Source organism: Leptothrix ochracea (assembly GCF_041083635.1).
GTDB classification, from domain to species: domain Bacteria; phylum Pseudomonadota; class Gammaproteobacteria; order Burkholderiales; family Burkholderiaceae_C; genus Sphaerotilus; species Sphaerotilus ochraceus.
The window spans coordinates 76430-92954 of sequence record NZ_JBFPHB010000021.1 but is presented as its reverse complement, the minus strand read 5'-3'; the positions used below and the strand labels follow the sequence as shown (position 1 = coordinate 92954).

At 58.9% G+C, this 16525-nt stretch carries 16 protein-coding genes; 13 read left to right on the top strand and 3 right to left on the bottom strand.

Annotated elements, in window-relative coordinates:
• Nucleotides 1-61: 61 nt before the first annotated feature.
• From AB3X39_RS08580 to AB3X39_RS08570, 3 genes are read left to right on the top strand one after another with little or no spacing between them, the layout of a single operon-like run.
• Entirely contained in the window at nucleotides 62-577 is a 516-nt protein-coding gene (locus AB3X39_RS08580) for a copper chaperone PCu(A)C (protein ID WP_369416949.1), read from the top strand.
• A complete protein-coding gene (locus AB3X39_RS08575) occupies nucleotides 567-1205 on the top strand; it encodes an SCO family protein (RefSeq protein ID WP_369416948.1) in 639 nt (212 codons plus the stop codon). Before AB3X39_RS08580 ends, AB3X39_RS08575 begins: the two co-directional genes overlap by 11 nt.
• A gap of 15 nt (nucleotides 1206-1220) precedes the next feature.
• Nucleotides 1221-1724 (top strand): copper chaperone PCu(A)C, encoded by a 504-nt coding sequence (locus AB3X39_RS08570; protein WP_369416947.1) that lies wholly within the window; start codon nucleotides 1221-1223, stop codon nucleotides 1722-1724.
• Between the two features lie 21 nt (nucleotides 1725-1745).
• On the opposite strand, the gene AB3X39_RS08565 is transcribed toward AB3X39_RS08570, so the two are convergent.
• Nucleotides 1746-2348, bottom strand: a complete 603-nt coding sequence (locus tag AB3X39_RS08565; protein ID WP_369416946.1) for a Crp/Fnr family transcriptional regulator — start codon at nucleotides 2346-2348, stop codon at nucleotides 1746-1748.
• Between the two features lie 117 nt (nucleotides 2349-2465).
• On the opposite strand from AB3X39_RS08565, the gene AB3X39_RS08560 reads away from it, so the two are divergent.
• On the top strand, nucleotides 2466-3278 hold the full coding sequence (locus AB3X39_RS08560; RefSeq protein ID WP_369416945.1) for a ChaN family lipoprotein: 813 nt from the start codon (nucleotides 2466-2468) through the stop codon (nucleotides 3276-3278).
• A gap of 10 nt (nucleotides 3279-3288) precedes the next feature.
• On the opposite strand, the gene AB3X39_RS08555 is transcribed toward AB3X39_RS08560, so the two are convergent.
• The gene (locus AB3X39_RS08555) at nucleotides 3289-3810 is read right to left on the bottom strand and encodes a DUF1993 domain-containing protein (RefSeq protein ID WP_369416944.1); all 522 of its coding nucleotides are present in this window, start codon (nucleotides 3808-3810) and stop codon (nucleotides 3289-3291) included.
• A gap of 156 nt (nucleotides 3811-3966) precedes the next feature.
• Between AB3X39_RS08555 and AB3X39_RS08550 the strand changes: the two genes are divergently transcribed.
• The 7 genes from AB3X39_RS08550 (at nucleotide 3967) to AB3X39_RS08520 (ending at nucleotide 13585) form a co-directional block, all read left to right on the top strand.
• Nucleotides 3967-4548, top strand: coding sequence for a phasin family protein (locus tag AB3X39_RS08550; RefSeq protein WP_369416943.1), 582 nt, complete (start codon nucleotides 3967-3969; stop codon nucleotides 4546-4548).
• Between the two features lie 72 nt (nucleotides 4549-4620).
• Nucleotides 4621-5649 carry an MBL fold metallo-hydrolase gene (locus AB3X39_RS08545; protein WP_369416942.1) on the top strand — a complete coding sequence of 343 codons (1029 nt, stop codon included), beginning with the start codon at nucleotides 4621-4623 and terminating at the stop codon, nucleotides 5647-5649.
• Between the two features lie 94 nt (nucleotides 5650-5743).
• Nucleotides 5744-7126, top strand: a complete 1383-nt coding sequence (locus AB3X39_RS08540) for a TAXI family TRAP transporter solute-binding subunit (RefSeq protein ID WP_369417015.1) — start codon at nucleotides 5744-5746, stop codon at nucleotides 7124-7126.
• A 16-nt stretch (nucleotides 7127-7142) separates the two neighbouring features.
• Nucleotides 7143-8468: a TAXI family TRAP transporter solute-binding subunit gene (locus AB3X39_RS08535; RefSeq protein WP_369416941.1), complete on the top strand. Its 1326-nt coding sequence runs from the start codon at nucleotides 7143-7145 to the stop codon at nucleotides 8466-8468.
• Nucleotides 8469-8498: 30 nt separating this feature from the next.
• On the top strand, nucleotides 8499-9629 hold the full coding sequence (locus tag AB3X39_RS08530; protein ID WP_369416940.1) for an HD domain-containing phosphohydrolase: 1131 nt from the start codon (nucleotides 8499-8501) through the stop codon (nucleotides 9627-9629).
• Between the two features lie 6 nt (nucleotides 9630-9635).
• Nucleotides 9636-12845, top strand: a complete 3210-nt coding sequence (locus AB3X39_RS08525) for a PAS domain S-box protein (protein WP_369416939.1) — start codon at nucleotides 9636-9638, stop codon at nucleotides 12843-12845.
• Between the two features lie 20 nt (nucleotides 12846-12865).
• Nucleotides 12866-13585 (top strand): sulfite exporter TauE/SafE family protein, encoded by a 720-nt coding sequence (locus AB3X39_RS08520; RefSeq protein ID WP_369416938.1) that lies wholly within the window; start codon nucleotides 12866-12868, stop codon nucleotides 13583-13585.
• A gap of 5 nt (nucleotides 13586-13590) precedes the next feature.
• Here the strand turns inward: AB3X39_RS08520 and AB3X39_RS08515 are convergent, their stop codons facing one another.
• Nucleotides 13591-14052 (bottom strand): YidB family protein, encoded by a 462-nt coding sequence (locus tag AB3X39_RS08515; protein WP_369416937.1) that lies wholly within the window; start codon nucleotides 14050-14052, stop codon nucleotides 13591-13593.
• Between the two features lie 107 nt (nucleotides 14053-14159).
• Here AB3X39_RS08515 and AB3X39_RS08510 point away from each other — a divergent pair, with 107 nt between their 5' ends.
• On the top strand, nucleotides 14160-15494 hold the full coding sequence (locus tag AB3X39_RS08510) for a hypothetical protein (RefSeq protein WP_369416936.1): 1335 nt from the start codon (nucleotides 14160-14162) through the stop codon (nucleotides 15492-15494).
• On the top strand, nucleotides 15466-16525 hold a 1060-nt coding region (locus tag AB3X39_RS08505), incomplete at its 3' end, for a tetratricopeptide repeat protein (RefSeq protein ID WP_369416935.1). The genes AB3X39_RS08510 and AB3X39_RS08505, both read left to right, overlap by 29 nt.

The following is a 16525-nucleotide window of genomic DNA, read 5'->3' as shown; positions in this document are numbered from 1 at the left end:
GCTGAGCCCACTTATCGCTTAGAGTCTGCCCCGTCCCGCCCGCAGCCTTGGAGACTCCCAGATGACTTTCTCATCAATCTCAACCCTTCGACACCTACACGCGCTGGCCTCAGCAGCCGTAGGCGCATGTTTGCTGGCCGCTGCGGGGGCCCATGCCCACGACTTCAAGGCCGGCGACATCACCATCGATCACCCCTACGCCACCCCCACGGTGATGGAGCAAAAAACGGTGGCCGTGTATATCCGTCATCTCAGCAATGGCGGTGACAAGGCAGATCGTCTGATCAGCGCCAGCACCCCAGTGGCGCGTGCGGTGGAGATTCACCGCATGGCCATGGATGGCGATGTGATGCGTATGCGAGCCATCCCAGCCCTTGACCTCCCTGCGGGTCAGTCGCTTGAACTCAAACAAGGTGGACCGGTGCATGTGATGCTGCTCGATCTCAAACAACCGCTGAAAGATGGCGCACGTTTCCCGCTCGTGCTGCGCTTTGAGCGCGGCGGCGAAAAAGAAGTGATGGTCTGGGTCCAGACACCCCGGCGTCGAGGCGATGAAGGGGCAGCGCATGTCCATTGAGTCGATCCAAGAGCCATCCTTGGGCGGGGATCTCAGTCGTCGCGCCATGATGCTCGGGGGGAGTTTGGCCCTGCTTTTGAGCGGCTGTGATGCCAAAAAAGCACAACCAAGTTTCCACGGTCTCAACATCACCGGAGCCAACTACGCTCAAGCCTTCAGCCTGCAAGATCCCGAGGGCAAAACCCGCACGCTGGCAGAGTTCAAAGGCAAGGTCGTGCTGCTGTTCTTTGGTTTTACGCAATGCCCCGACGTTTGCCCCACCGCCCTCACCCGCGCGGCGCTGGTCAAGCAAATCCTGGGGCCCGATGCCGACAAGTTGGCGGTGATCTTCGTCACCCTCGACCCGGAACGCGATACCGCAGCGCTGCTGAAGAACTACACCGCCGCTTTTGATCCCGCATTTCTCGGGCTGAGTTGCCCGCTGGCTGAGCTACCCGCCTTGGCCCAAGCCTTCAAGATCACCTACAAAAAAGTGCCTACAGGGTCGTCTTACACGATGGATCACACGGCCTTGAGCTATGTCTACGACCTGAAGGGCCACATTCGGTTGGCCATCAGGCATGATCAGCCGGCCGATCAGCTGGCCCGCGACGTGCGTGAATTGCTGAACGAAACCACCTCTTCTTGAGTCTTTGGAGTTTTGATGAAATCTCGCCTGATCCCCTTGAGCGCGCTAAGCACCGTCTTGTTCAGCATGGCAATCACCGCCCATGCTGAGGTCAGCGTCAAGGACCCTTGGGTGCGTGCCACCGTGGCCGAGCAAAAAGCCACAGGCGCCTTTATGCAACTGACGGCCAAAAGCGATACCCGGTTGATCGAAGCTCGTTCAACCGTGGCGGGAGCGGTCGAAGTGCACGAAATGACGATGGACAACAACGTCATGAGAATGCGCGCTGTGCCCAACGGCGTCGATCTGCCCGCTGGCAAGACGGTTGAACTCAAGCCCGGCAGCTATCACATCATGCTGCTTGACTTGCATCACGGACTCAAAACAGGTGAAACCGTGCCCCTGACCTTGGTGGTCGAAGGCAAGGACAAAACACGCGAAACCATCGACATCAAGGCCACTGTGCGGGCCATGGCCGGCGCCCCAGGTGCACCCAAGGCGTCTATGGGCGATGAGGCCCACCAACACCACCATCACTGATCAATTGACAATTGACATTGATCACTGCGGATCGTTGATCCGGCTGCGTGTCAGCCCTTCGGGCAGGGGCGCACCGGTGATCAGCCGCATCGAGACTTTCAGTTCGCGCTCGCTCAGGCTTTCCACCAGCCCAGCGCGACGGAACTGCCCCAAAACGCGGGAAACGGTCTCTGGGGCGGTGTTGATGAGTCGGGCCATGTCGGCCAAGACAGGTAGCTCGCAGCGGCAAGCTTCGCCCTGATTGGGACTGCCGGTACAGAGCAACGTGAGCAGATGACGAACCCGCTCACCGGCCGAACCTTGCAACAACCGCGCCGTATCGGCCAAGCGTTGTTGTTGGGTCACTTGCGAGCGCGCCAACACATCGGCCCAACCCGCCGTGTCACACCCTTGGATCTCCGCCACCACACAGGGAACCAGTGCCCGAGAACGGCCACGCTGTGTCAATCCAAGCAAGGCTTCCACCGCCAGCAAGTCACCGGGCAGGGCCAAGCAAGCCACATCGCCATGCCCGCTGTTGCCCGATTCGACCAGCACGAATCCTTCCAGCAACATCATCAAGCCACAACGATCCCCCACCTCGTAGATCAAGGAGCCTCGCGGGCGCAAGCGGCGCGACCCCATCTGGCAACGTCCCTTGCGAGGTGGACAGGGCTGAAGGGTCAAGGCCGCTGGATCACGATCAGGCCAAGAAACGGCAGGAGGCTCAAGCCCGGGGATATTCAATGTCATCATGGTCGTATGACCGAACTGCTCAACATCAACAACAACGGCGCGCATCCTAACCGGGAAGATGGGTCACGATCGCTCAAGCAACGCACGCTGCTGGTGATGACGGGACTGATGCTTGTCGTCATGGCGAGCGGTTGTGCGCAATCGCCCAAGCGCTTCGTGCTCTTTGGCGAGCAACACGACCAAATCGATCAGAAAACCCAAGTCGCGCTAACCATCGCCCAGCAAGCCAAAACGCACCATCTCCAAGCCGTGGTGCTGGAGATGGCGGAACGCGGACGCAACACGATCGGACTGCCCACGGATGCTGAAGAATCTGACGTCCAGCAACGCCTGCACTGGCACGAAACCGGCTGGCCATGGTCCCACTATGGCCCGGTGGTGATGACAGCGGTTCGCGCGGGCATCCCTGTGGTGGGCGGCAACCTTCCTAAGGCCGAACAGAAAATCGCCGCCAACGAGAGTCGCCTTGACAACCTTGTGACCCCTCAAGTTCACGCCCTGATTGCCGAAGCTGTCAGCACCAGCCATTGCCGCAGCCTGCCCCCCGAAGCCGTCACACGGATGGTGCGCATCCAAATTGCGCGGGATGACACGATGGCCCAAACGCTGATGGCCGAAGCACCGCAGCAGCCCAAAAGCACGGTGCTTTTGTTGGCCGGAGAACAACATGTCGCCTCAGACCGAGGCGTCCCACAGCATCTGATGCGACGAGGGATTACCCCTCAAGACATCCATAGCGTGGGCTTCAATGACGGCGATCTCCCCCTCGACGAACGCCTTCATGCCACCGTCACGCCACGACCGGACCCGTGCGAGTGATCGGTTGTGCTCAGCGCAGCACGCCCGTGAGGTAGTCCGATTTGCCCATGGGCACGCCGTTATGGCGCAACAAGGCATACGCCGTGACCACGTGGAAATAGAAATTGGGCAACACCCACTGATTCAAGTAAGCCACCGCCTCCATGGTCTTGGGTGTGCGGTCACGCCCGACCGGGAAGGTGATGTCGCGACCCACGCTCGCATCGATGGCCTCAGCCGACAGGCCCCCCAAAAAGGCTTGGGTCGAAGCGATGCGGGCTTGCAATTCCACCAACGTTGCTTCGGTATCTTCGTGACGCGGCGCCTCCACACCCGCGAGTCGAGCAGCGCCGTATTTGGCCGTATCGCACGCAATGCGAATTTGCGAGGCCAAGGGCAGCATGTCCGGGGCCAAACGACTTTGAAGCAGCACATCTGGATTGAACTTGCGCACAGCCGCATCGGTGGCCGCTTTTTCCAGACACAGGCTCAGCGTGGTGAGCATCCCTTGCAAGGCCGGCAAACTTTGGGAAGACAAGGACAAGACAGTCATGACAACTCCTGAAGAACAGTGGCACTAAGGAGACTGGATTGTGCTTGATCACGTTAAATGCTGCACCGCAACAAATTTTTTGCACATCGATCAAAAGACCGCCTATACTTCGCTCCATTGCTGCATTGCAGCATCCTTTTTAACAGGAGCACCACCATGATGACCCCCGAACAATTCGCCGCCGCCCAACAAGCCAACCTGACCGCTATGGTCGAAATGAGCCAACGTGCTTTCGCCAACGTTGAAAAGCTGGCTAACCTGAACCTCGAAGCCGCTCGCTCGGTCTTGGAAGAGTCCGCTGCTCACACCAAGGCTTTGCTGTCGGCCAAGGATCCGCAAGAAGTTGTGGCTCTGCAATCGGGCCTGCTGCAACCGGCCGCCGACAAGGCCACCGCTTACGGCCGTCAAGTGCAAGACATCGTCACCACCGCTCAAGCTGAAGTGACCAAGCTGGTTGAAGCCCAAGTTGCTGAAGCTCAAACCAAGCTGCAATCGCTGGTTGAAACCGCTGCCAAGAGCGCTCCGGCGGGTAGCGAAGGCGCTGTGGCCATGTTCCAACAAGCCGTGGCCGCTTCGACCGCTGCCTTTGAAAACGCCCAAAAGGCTGGCAAGCAAGCGATCAGCACCGCTGAAGCCAACTTCCAGACCCTGAGCGCCAACGCCACCAAGGCCGTTCAAAGCGCCGCTCAAACCGTTGCTCAAGGCGCCAAGACCGCTTCGCGCGCCAAGAAGGCCTGATCCTTTTTGCGAAAAGTAAAAAGCCCCGCCGGGTAAACCGGCGGGGCTTTTTTATGGGCATGATGTCACGCCATGCGTACCCATCACCCTCTTCCCGCATTCCTCCTGCCCCTTTCCCACGGCATTTATGCCATCGATACTGGTTTTGAAAGACCGGGCTTTGATGCAGCTTACCTGATCGTCCAAGAAGGTCGCGCAGCCTTTATCGATACCGGACACAACGCTGCCGTGCCCCGATTGCTAGCGGCGCTGGAGCATGTCGGTCTGAGCGTGGATGCGGTCGATTGGGTCATTCCGACCCATGTGCACTTGGATCATGCCGGGGGTGTTGGCCTGTTGATGCAGCACCTTCCCCATGCCCAAGTGCTGATCCATCCCCGTGGTGTGCGCCATCTCATCGATCCCAGTGCGTTGATCGCTGGGGCCGAAGGCGTTTACGGTGCCGAGGTCGTGCAGAAGACGTATGGCACGGTGGTCCCGGTATCGGCCGAGCGCGTCTTGGCCAGTCACGATGGCATGGAGGTGGTGCTGGGCGGTAGTCGGCCCCTGCTGCTCATCGACACACCGGGCCACGCCCGTCATCACCACTGCGTGTGGGATGCTCGTTCGCACGGTTGGTTCAGTGGCGATACGTTGGGCATCAGTTATCGGGAATTTGACGGTCCACAAGGACCCCACAGTGCATGGATCTTTCCCAGTGCCACGCCGGTACAGTTCGATCCTCCAGCACTCAAAGCCTCGATCGAACGCATGATGGGATTCGGTCCCCATTGGTTCTATTTGACGCACTTTGGCCGTGTCGGGGGGCATCTGGATCACACCAGTCGATTGGCGATGCAATTGCTGGACTTGACCGATGCGTACGCCACTTTGGCCAGCACCCAAGCAGAGAACGACCTCCTCCAAGGCATGCGCCACACCCTGATCACCAGCGCCCGCAGCCACGGAGCAACCTTGAACGAGGCCACAGCAGCGGCGCTGCTTCGCCATGACATCGCCCTCAATGCTCAAGGGCTGGCCATCTGGCAACGCCAAAAAGCCGATGAGAGTTCTACGCAGAAGGCGTCCCCATCGTCATTTCGAGCACGGGCCTCAAACTGAATTGCATGTCCTGAACACCGCCGCCGATCGGGCCCTATGTCCTAAAAAAAGGAGGAGATGATTCGTGGGTAAGTTCAACGGAACTTGGCGCTCCATGGTGGGCATCATCGGGCCTTATGCAGCGTTGGGCGTGATACTTCTTGGATTCGTGTTCTGGATGATTGATCCCATACCACCAAGGCATTTACGCTTGGCCACTGGCTCGACTTCGGGGTCGTATCACGAGATATTTGGTCCACGCTATCAAGAACAATTGAAGCATGTGGGCATTGAAGTGGAACTCATCCCTTCGAAAGGTGCCATTGAAAATCTACGGCTCCTTCAGACCCATCAGGTCGATGCGGCCTTCTTTTCGACACTCAGCCCCACAGCCAAAGAATCACCCGAAGTCAAGCCCCTCTTGACCGCGTCAAAAGAAGTCACCAGCTTGGGCACTTTGTTGGTCCAACCCCTATGGATTTTCTACCGCGCTGATGCGGCCCGGCGCTATCACCACAACCTCGGCCTCCACCAACTCCACCAAGGCAATCACCCCGACACCCTGAAGGATCTGCGTGATTTCAAGGGCTGGCGTTTCAACATCGGGCATATGGGGGGTGCCTCGCGAGAAATCCTGCTCGAAGTATTCAAGATGGGCGCGGGCTTGAAGGCCTCCGATTTTCAAGCAAGCGCAGAAGAGTACGGTCCCGCAGCGGCCTACTTGCTGGCCGGCCAAGTGGATGCCATCGGCTTTACGGCCATCCCGGAATTGCCGCTGGTGCAACATCTACTGACCGACCCAAACATCCGCTTGTTCGAGTTTTCACAAGCTTCCGCCTACGCTCGTCAAATACCTCAACTGCGGGCCGTGATGCTGCCCAGAGGTATTGCCGACTTACATGGTGATATACCCTCTCATGACATTCCCCTGATCGCCACCACAGGATCTTTGCTGGTGCATGACGATACTCACCCGGCCCTGCAAGTACTCCTCGCACAAGCAGCCCAGCACATCCACAGTCCTCCAAGCTGGGTTCAACAACGCAACGAATTCCCCAAAGCAGAAACGGACGACTTCCCCCTCGATAGCGAAGCCGCTCAGTTCTATCGCAACGGGCCACCCAGACTGCAGCATCTGTTGCCGTTTTGGGCCGCAAACTTGATCGACCGGATGTGGCTGGCTGTGCTGTCGATCGTGATCATCGTGATGCCGCTGATGCGAGGCATCCCACCGATCTACGTCTTGCAAGTACGCTGGCGCATCTTTCGCTGGTACAGAAAACTTCAAACCATTGACGACGAACTGGTGTCTGGCAAAACACCCCCCGACGAGCTCATGCAGCGCCTGAACGCCTTGGATGCACGTGTGGCCATGATCGAGATGCCTTCGTGGAACAGTGCAGCGCTCTATGCCTTGCGTGCACACATCGCTTTGGTGCAGAAAAACATCCAAGCGTCTCAGGCCCAAGCTCAAGCCCCAGCACTTGCGCAAGCCTAAGAACAGGGTTGATGTGATGCGTAAATACCTCCAAACCTTGCTGCCCATGATCTTGGGCCTGCTACTTTTACTTGTTGGCCTCTTGCTCATCCTTGATCCCATACCGCCCAAGCAACTGCGCTTAGCCACGGGAGCACCGGGGGCCGCTTTTCATATCTTCGGCCAACGCTACGTCACACAGTTGGCAAATGATGGGGTCCAGACCGTTTTGCACCCGTCGGAAGGCTCCGCCGAAAACATCGCCCTACTGGCTGCTGGCCAAGTCGATGCAGCCTTGGCTCAAAACGGCGGGCGTGATCCGGACAACACCGCCAACTTGCAACACATCACCAGCCTAGGCAACATTTTCTTGCAGCCTCTGTGGGTGTTTTATCGCCAAGACACCGCCCACCGTGTGCATGGCAAAACTCAATTGAACCTGATCACCCAGCTTCAAGGCTGGCGACTCAATATTGGCGCACCAGGCAGTGGCGTACGGAACCTCATGCTGCGCTTGCTCGACATCAGCGGTTTGGATCCTAAAGACCCGCACATCTCGATGCTCAAACAAGAAGAAGCTGCTCGCCGACTTCAAGCGGGTGAGCTCGATGCCATGGCCTTTGCGTCAAATCAGAACTCGCCTTTGGTGCAGCAGTTGCTCCATACACCCGGTATCGGACTCCTCGACTTCGCCCATGCTGAAACCTATTCACGTCGTTTGCCACAAATCGTCCCGATCACCATACCCCCAGGGTTGATCGACCTGCAACAACAGCTTCCGCCCCAAGAAATGCATCTGATTGCCGTCACGGCATCACTGCTGGTGCGCAATGATTTGCATCCCGCCTTGCAAGCTTTGCTGGTGCGTGAAGCCCAAAAAATCCACGCTGGCCCCGATTGGTTTCAACGACGCGGAGAGTTCCCTAACCCTGGCACCAGTGAATTTCCCCTTGATGATGACGCGGCCTACGTCTACCGTCATGGCCCCTCACGTTGGGAGCGCTGGCTACCTTTCTGGGCGGCGACTTTCATGGACCGAATGGGCTTGGCCATGATTTCCATCGCTTTGGTGGTCGTTCCTTTGTTGAAGTTCGGCCCAAAAATCTACGTCTTGGAGGTGCGTTGGCGCATCTACAGAAGCTACCAAGTCCTCAATGCCATCGACAACACACTCAACACCACCCCCAGCGATCAGCTTCTGCCCCGATCCGCACTGGAAGATCTTCTCGAAAAAACCCGCCGTCTTGAAGACCAATTGGCAGAAATCGCTATGCCGTCTTGGAATAGAGCAGCGTTTTATTCACTGAAGTCGCATATCGGACTGGTGCAAAGAAGCATTCAAGCACGCATGGCTCATGCCTAGCCATGACGGCATGGGCCACAATCCCACGTCATGATGACGTCATTCGCTGCTGAAGGTCCCCGTCTTACCATTTTGTTGGTGGATGACACCCCCGAAAATCTCGCTGTGCTCGGCGAATTACTTGCCCCGCTGTACCGGGTCAAAGTCGCCAACTCAGGCGCCCGTGCCTTGGAGTTGGCCATCGCAGATCCCCAGCCGGACTTGATCTTGCTGGATGTGATGATGCCGGACATGGATGGCTACACCGTCCTTGGCCGTCTACGCTCCCAAGCTGCCACCACAGACATTCCGGTCATCTTTGTGACGGCCATGAATGCCACCGAAGACGAGCAACGCGGCTTTGATCTGGGCGCGGTGGACTACATCACCAAACCGATCCGACCCCCCATCGTGCAAGCACGGGTCAAGGCCCAACTGGACCTCAAAGAAGCCCGCGACTGGTTGCACAACAAAAATGCCTTGCTTGAAGCGGAAGTGGCCGCACGCATGGACGAAAACCGCCGCATCCAAGATGTGAGCATCCATGCGTTGGCCCGCTTGGCCGAAACCCGCGACTCCGATACCGGCAACCACATTCGTCGGACGCAGGCGTATGTGCGGGCGCTGGCCCTGCACCTGTCTGATCACCCGCGCTTTTCTTGGCTCCTGACCCCCAAAAACATCGAACGCTTGGCCAAATCGGCCCCTTTGCATGACATCGGCAAAGTCGGCATCCCTGACCACATTCTGCAAAAGCCCGGCCCCCTCACCCCCTCGGAATGGGTCATCATGAAGACGCATGCCCGCTTGGGCGCTGAAGCCATCGAAATGGCTGAGCGCGACAGCGAGCAGCCGATGGAATTTCTCATGATGGCGAAACAAATTGCCCACTGGCACCACGAAAGGTGGGACGGTCAGGGCTACCCCGATGGCTTGGCCGGCGATGCGATTCCCATTCCGGCCCGTTTGATGGCGTTGGCCGATGTCTTCGACGCCTTGATTTCGCGTCGGGTCTACAAAGAGCCCATGTCCTTCGAAAAGGCGCGTGACATCATCGTCAGTCATCGGGGCAGCCATTTCGATCCCGACATCGTCGATGCTTTTGTCGTGCTGTTTGACGCATTCACGGTCATCGCAACCCGTTACGCCGACCCGGATAACGAGATCAATCTGCGCTGCTAACGCATCATGGCCGCCCATCACTTCACCCGCTCATCCAACGACGTGCCCCCCGCAGCAGCGGAGACACCCTCCCACTTCGAAGGCCAACTGGAAGACATGCTCGGATCCTTGGGGGTGGGGACATGGACCTACGACCATCGACTGGACCGGATGTACCGCAGCCCCACCCTGCGATCTCTGTTGGGGTATGGGGCGAATGATGGTACGCAGAGCACCTTGGCCGATTGGATGAGCAGCTTGCACCCGGATGACCGGGAGCCCACCATCGCGCACCTTGAAAAGGTGCTCCGAGACGAACTGCCAAGCTTCGCCATCGACTACCGGCGCACAGGCCCGGAAGGGCAATGGCGCTGGATGGCCGTGCGCGGCAAGATCATGGTGCGGGACGACCACGGTAAACCGCTGCGCAGTGCGGGCATCACGTTCGACATCAGTACCGCGAAACGCACCCAGATGGCCTTGGACGATGAGCGGGCCCACCTAGACACTTTGGTGGAAAGCCTGACGGACCTGATCTGGCTCAAAAACCCCGAGGGCAGCTACCTTTCTTGCAACCAGAGTTTTGAGCGCGTCCTCGGTTTGACACGGGGTGATCTGATCGGACGCAAAGACGACGATTTGAACAATCAATCGCTGGCGGACTTCCTGAAAAACCATGATCAGGCAGCCGTCACAACGTCAGCATCGATCCGCTACGAAGCTTGGGTTGAAAACGCCCACATGCAGCAGATCTTGCTCGAAGTTCTGAAAACCCCGCTGCATGACGCCCAAGGTCACATCACAGGGGTGATGGCCATCGCACGCGACATCACGGCGCAACGGCGCAACGACGAGCAATTGCGCAAGCTCTCTTTGGCGGTCGAGCAAAGCCCCAGCAGCATCGTCATCACCAATCTCGATCCCAGCATCGAGTATGTCAATCAAGCCTTTGTCGATATCACCGGCTACAGCCGTGAAGAGGCCGTCGGCCAAAATCCGCGCCTGCTTCAGTCAGGGCTCACCCCCGCAGAGGTTCACCAAGATCTCTGGGCCACCTTGGCCCGAGGTGAGATTTGGAAGGGTGAGTTCATCAATCGGCGCAAATGTGGCGAGATTTACTCCGAGCTGGCGCATATCGCACCGATCCGGCAACCCAATGGCCACATCACCCACTACGTGGCGGTCAAGGAAGATGTGACCCGGCGCAAACAACTGGCCAGCGAGTTGGAGCAATACCGCCACCATTTGGAAAAGCTGGTCAATCAGCGCACGCGCGAACTGGTTGAGGCCAACACCCTTGCCGAAGCGGCCAATCAAGCCAAAAGCAGTTTTCTGGCCAACATGAGCCATGAAATTCGCACGCCCATGAATGCGATCGTGGGCCTGACTCACTTGCTCCAGCGCAGCAGCATCGATGCCGATCAACAAGAGAAACTGCGCAAGATCAACGACTCGGCCCTGCACCTGATGGCCGTGATCAACGATGTGCTCGACATCTCCAAGATTGAGGCGGGCAAGTTCGAACTCAGCGAAACAGACATGGATCTGGAGCATGTCTTGCGCGACGTGATGGGTTGGGTGCGGGAAAAAGCTCAGGCCAAAAAACTCACGCTGCTGACCGACATCGAAGCCGGACTGCCCCCCCTGCGCGGCGACACCACCCGACTCACCCAGGCCTTGCTGAACTACGTGGGCAACGCCATCAAGTTCACTGAAAAAGGCCATGTCACCTTGCGGGTCCGTTCGCTAGAAATCACGGAAACCGACGCGCTGCTGCACTTCGAAGTGCAAGATTCCGGCATCGGCATCAACGCCGAAGATCTGAGCCGTTTGTTCCAACCCTTTGAGCAAGTGGACCGACGCACCACCCGTCGCCATGGTGGCACGGGCTTGGGATTGACCATCACCCAACGTTTGGCCGAGTTGATGCATGGTCAAGCGGGGGCCACCAGTCAACCCGGCATAGGCAGCACGTTCTGGTTCACCGCCAGATTGGCACGCGCCCAGAGCCTGCCTCGGCAACACGCCGAATTGGCGCCTTGGTTGTCGTCTTCGACGCTGCCCTACAGCAGCCATGGCTCGCAGCCCGAACAACGCTTCAAAGGCTACAAAGTTCTGCTGTGCGAGGACAACCTCATCAATCAAGAAGTGGCCTTGGAGCTGTTGCGAAGCGTGGGTCTGAACGTCGATCTGGCCGATAACGGTCGCATGGCGGTCGAATGCGTGCAACGCGAACGCTATGACTTGATCTTCATGGACATGCAAATGCCCGTGATGGATGGTTTGGAGGCCACCCGGCAAATTCGGGCCCTGCCCGACACCGCACAGCTCCCGATCTTGGCCATGACCGCCAACGCCTTTGGCGAAGATCGCCAACACTGCTTGGATGCCGGCATGAATGACCACGTGGCCAAGCCGGTGGAGCCGCAAGCCTTGTTCAAAGCACTCGATACATGGCTCAAGCCCCTGCCAACCCAGCAGCCTCCCGCTCCCACCATGCTTCAACTCAGTGAGACAGACGTGTTGCACGCACAACTCAGCACCCTGCCCGGCATTGATCTCAAAGCAGGCCTGAAAGTCACCCGAGGGAAACCTGAGCGCTACGCGGCGTTGCTGCGTCTCTACGTCGATCACCACGCCACCGACGCCGAACGACTGCGGACCCATCTCAGCGAGGGCCACCTCTCCAGCGCTGAACGGGTTGCCCACAGCCTCAAAGGGGCCACCGGCACCTTGGCGTTGACCCATTTGTATCAAATCACCACCGACCTGAACCACGCCATTCGCGATCAAGCTCCGATGGCGGTGTTGTTGTCTCAACTGGCTCACTTTGAGCAGGTACAACACCAATTCGCTCAAGCTGTACACGCCATCACCATCGAGACCAGCGCCACGCCCTCGACACGCCCCGCCGCACAGCCCCCCTTGGGATCATCAGGATCGCCATCCCCACAAACAACCTCATCAGCCCCCCGCCCAAGCACCCTTGATCTCGTCCCAGGCGCCTCGCCGCAGGTCAACTGGATACCCATTCGGGACGTGTTGAAACAGCTTGAGCACTTGCTCACAGCCGGCGATATCCAAGCCAACCGGCTGATCCGCACCGCAGCGCCCACCCTGCGCCAAGCGCTGGGCTCGGACGTCGATGACTTGCTGCGCAAGATCGAAGCTTTCGACCACGGCTCGGCGCTGCGGTTGTTGGTCAAACTCAAACACCGAGCACAGCCCACGGAGTGATCTTGGAGGTTTTACTGCTCATGGCTGCGGCTTTCGCTGCGGGGGTGCTCAACGCCATGGCTGGAGGCGGCAGCTTTCTGACCTTCCCAGCCTTGGTTTTTACCGGCATCGCCCCCATCACGGCCAACGCCACCAGCGCGGTGGCTGTGAGTCCCGGTTACTTGGGCAGTGCCTTGGGTTTCCAAGCCGAATTGGCCCGCCTGCCACGACGGCTCTTGGTGCAAGAAGGATTGATCTGCGCGTTGGGAGGCCTGCTGGGTGCGGCCGCGTTGTTGGTGACCCCCGCCAAACTCTTCAGCACCGTGGTGCCTTGGCTACTGCTCTTTGCCACCGGGCTCTTTGCCATCGCACCCCGACTGCTTGCTCGGCGTCAAAACAGCGCCACTCATCCGCTGGCGCGGCAGCTCGGCCTTCTGGTGGTGGCCATCTACGGCGGCTACTTCAACGGTGGGCTGGGCATCTTGCTGATGGCGCTCTACACCCTCAGCGGCGAGCGCGACCTGCACACCGCCAACGCCCTCAAAAACCTCAACTCGCTGGTGCTATCCCTGCTCTCCGTCATGGCCTTCGCTTGGGCAGGTGCCATCGCTTGGCCCCAAGCCTTGCTCATGATGCTGGCCGCCACCATCGGCGGCTTCTTCGGTGCCCGTCTAGCCCGAAAACTCCCCACCACCGTGGTCCGCAGCGTGGTGATCCTCACCGGGGTGGTGATGGCGGGGGTGTTTTTCGGGCGTGGATGAAAGGCTCAGCCTTTGTGGCCAAACCCACCCAGCATCGACAACCCTTGGCTGAGCAGATCGCCACCGGCCGGCAACGTGCCGTTAGCCGCCAAGCTGGGCGCCAAGCTGCTGATGACCGACGGCAAGAGGCTGGCCATGGCTTGCGAAGCATCCAGTGGCGGCAGGCCCAATTTGTGGGCGATGGCTTGCACTTGTTCGTTGCCCAACACGGCCAGCAGTTGCTGCGCCGACACTGGCAGATGCTCGCCACCGCCCATCCATGACGCGATGATGCTGCCCAGCCCTTGGGCCTGGAAAGCACTCACCAGCCCAGCGATACCCCCACCCTGCACACCACCGATCAGGCCCATGACGGCACCCATCAGATCGGGTGACGCTGGCTGTGCAGCAGCAGCGGATGTATGGGTCGCGGCAGCTTGTGTCAGTGCGCCGACGGCCTGCGAGGCGATAGCGTCGAAAAGTCCCATGGTCAGTTCCTTGATTTGGTGAAGTCAATGTGGGTGAGCACCATAACAGGTGCGCAGACGGCCCACTTGGTGGACCACCTCTTGGCCCGTATACGACAATGGCCGCCATGGATAAACAGCAACTTCGACAATTTCGCACCGCATTGGTCGAAACGGATATCGCCATGACTCCGGATGATCAGCGGTACGTTCCCGATTTGCATGGAACGCCTGAGGAAGATGTCATCAGTGCGTTGTTTGAAGAAATCCTGGCCCGCCCACGCCTCGATAGCCAACTTTTCTACTTCACCGGGCAACGCGGCACGGGCAAAAGTACGGAACTTCGCAGGCTGGAGCAAATGCTGCTGGGTGAACACGCTCAAGTGATCCGGTTTGACAGCCTTGATTTCATCACTGAAACCGAAAAGGTGCCGGTTGAAAGCATCTTGCTCTTGGTCACCGCAGGCTTGGCGGCATGGGCGGATGAGAAGTGCAAAAAAGATTTCTTGACGTCAAGCGCGTGGACGCGCTTTGCGGCATGGCTGCAAACAGACATCGAACTCAGCGAAGTCTCCGCCCATGGGCTCAAGCTCAAGCTCAAAGAGCAGCAGGTCTCGGTGGCCAAGAAGATTCGCGATCTTTCGACCCCCCTAGAGTGGACCAAGAAGGTCCAAAGCTTTGCCGGTGAGATCGTCGAATTCATCCGGCTGCAAACTCGCCGTGAACGGGTGGTGGTCATTGTGGATTCGCTCGAACGGCTACGCGGGGTGTCCGGGGCCGATCAAGATGCCATGTTCCAGCACGTGGTCACCACCTTTGCTGGGGACTTTGACCGCCTGCGCATTCCAAGTGCCAGCGTCGTGTATTCCGTACCGCCCTACTTGGCACTGCTGTCCGATGTGCGCAACTTCGTGACCTGCCACGCACTGGCTTCGGTGCGGGTCTATGCCAAACCCATCGCGAACGGCACCCCGACGGCCTATCGACGCCAGCCCCGTCCGGAAGGTTTGGAGAAAATGCGCAGCCTGATTGAGCGGCGCTATGCGGCTTGGGCGCAGGTGCTGGATAGCTCGGCACTGGATGCCTTGGCACAGGCCTCGGGTGGTGATCTTCGGCACTTTATGCAGCGCTTGGTTTCAGGCGTGGTCGGCAAGGCACTGTTTGCCTTGGATCGTTTGCCGTTGCGCGCTGACGATCCTGTGGTTCAACAGGTCATGGATGAGAACAAGGGCGAAACCGAACGCCTCACCGTGAAAAGCGAATGGCCTTTGCTGGCGGACATCGCCCGCAGCCATAACGCTATTGCGGCAGACCGAGGCGATTCCTTGCGCACGTTGGCCCGCCTCTTTGATACACGCGTGATCCTGAACTACCGCAATGGAGCAGAGTGGTTCGATATCCACCCGCTGCTTTGGCCCTTGATTGACCGCTTGGATGAACCACCCAAAACTCCCGCCCCTTGAGGCGGCTTGGCAAACGCTGCGCAGCAGTTTGGAGTGGGCTCAGGAATTTGGGCTTGTCTTCGTCTTCTGTAGCGACAGGGATGCCAAACAGGCGCTGTTCCAACGGGCCAATGACCTCATGCAAACGCAGGTTCGGCCCTTCCAACGGCCTGAAGCACGCCAAGCTACCGATCTGATCCAGTGTTTACTGCCCATTGCGATCAACCCAGCCAGCGTCCACGTTGACGTGGGCATGCCCTTGTGGCTTGACTTGGATGGTCATCCCGGCGCGGCAAGCTGGGATGAGGCTAGACGAGAATTTCTGCACCGCCTCAATGAACGGCGAGCTGCACTCGTCCGTGAGCACGGCCGTACCGTCGTTCTGGCGTTGCCACTGGATTGGACCAAACCAACGGCCGAGGCGGCCCCAGACCTTTGGACGATCCGCCAACCCTCGGTCTATTTAGAACCACCAGAGACGCAAGGCTTTGCGCAGCAGCCCCCTTCGTCGGTCCAAGTGGTCTCATCAGTCTCAACACCAGTAGCCGCCCTGCACAGCCCTCCCAGTCGCGATTTGCCTGCGGCAGTGCTGCGCTGGCAAGCCGGCCAAGATCGTGGTCAGGCCGTATCCCCGTGGGATGCCGCGCAAGCCATTGAAGCAGCCTTGGCCTCCGGTCACAGCGAACTAGCTTGGCCCATGGCACAGGAAACGGCCCAACGCGCCCGCACCTTGGTCGCTGAATTTGGCAAGTCGCCTGAGCGCATGCGCGATCTGGCGGTTGCCCTGCACAAACTGGGCGATGTGGCCCAAACAATGGGACGGTTGGATGAAGCGCAACAGGCCTACCGCGAGAGCGAGCAGCTCACCCGCACCTTGATGACTGACTTTGGCAAGTCGCCTGATCGCATGCGCGATCTGTCGGTTTCCATGGGAAAACTGGGCAATGTAGCCCAAGCGTTAGGGCGGCTGGATGAAGCACAACAAGCCTACCGCGAGAGCGAGCAGCTCACTCGCTCCTTGGTCGCTGACTTTGGTAGAACCCCTGAACGCC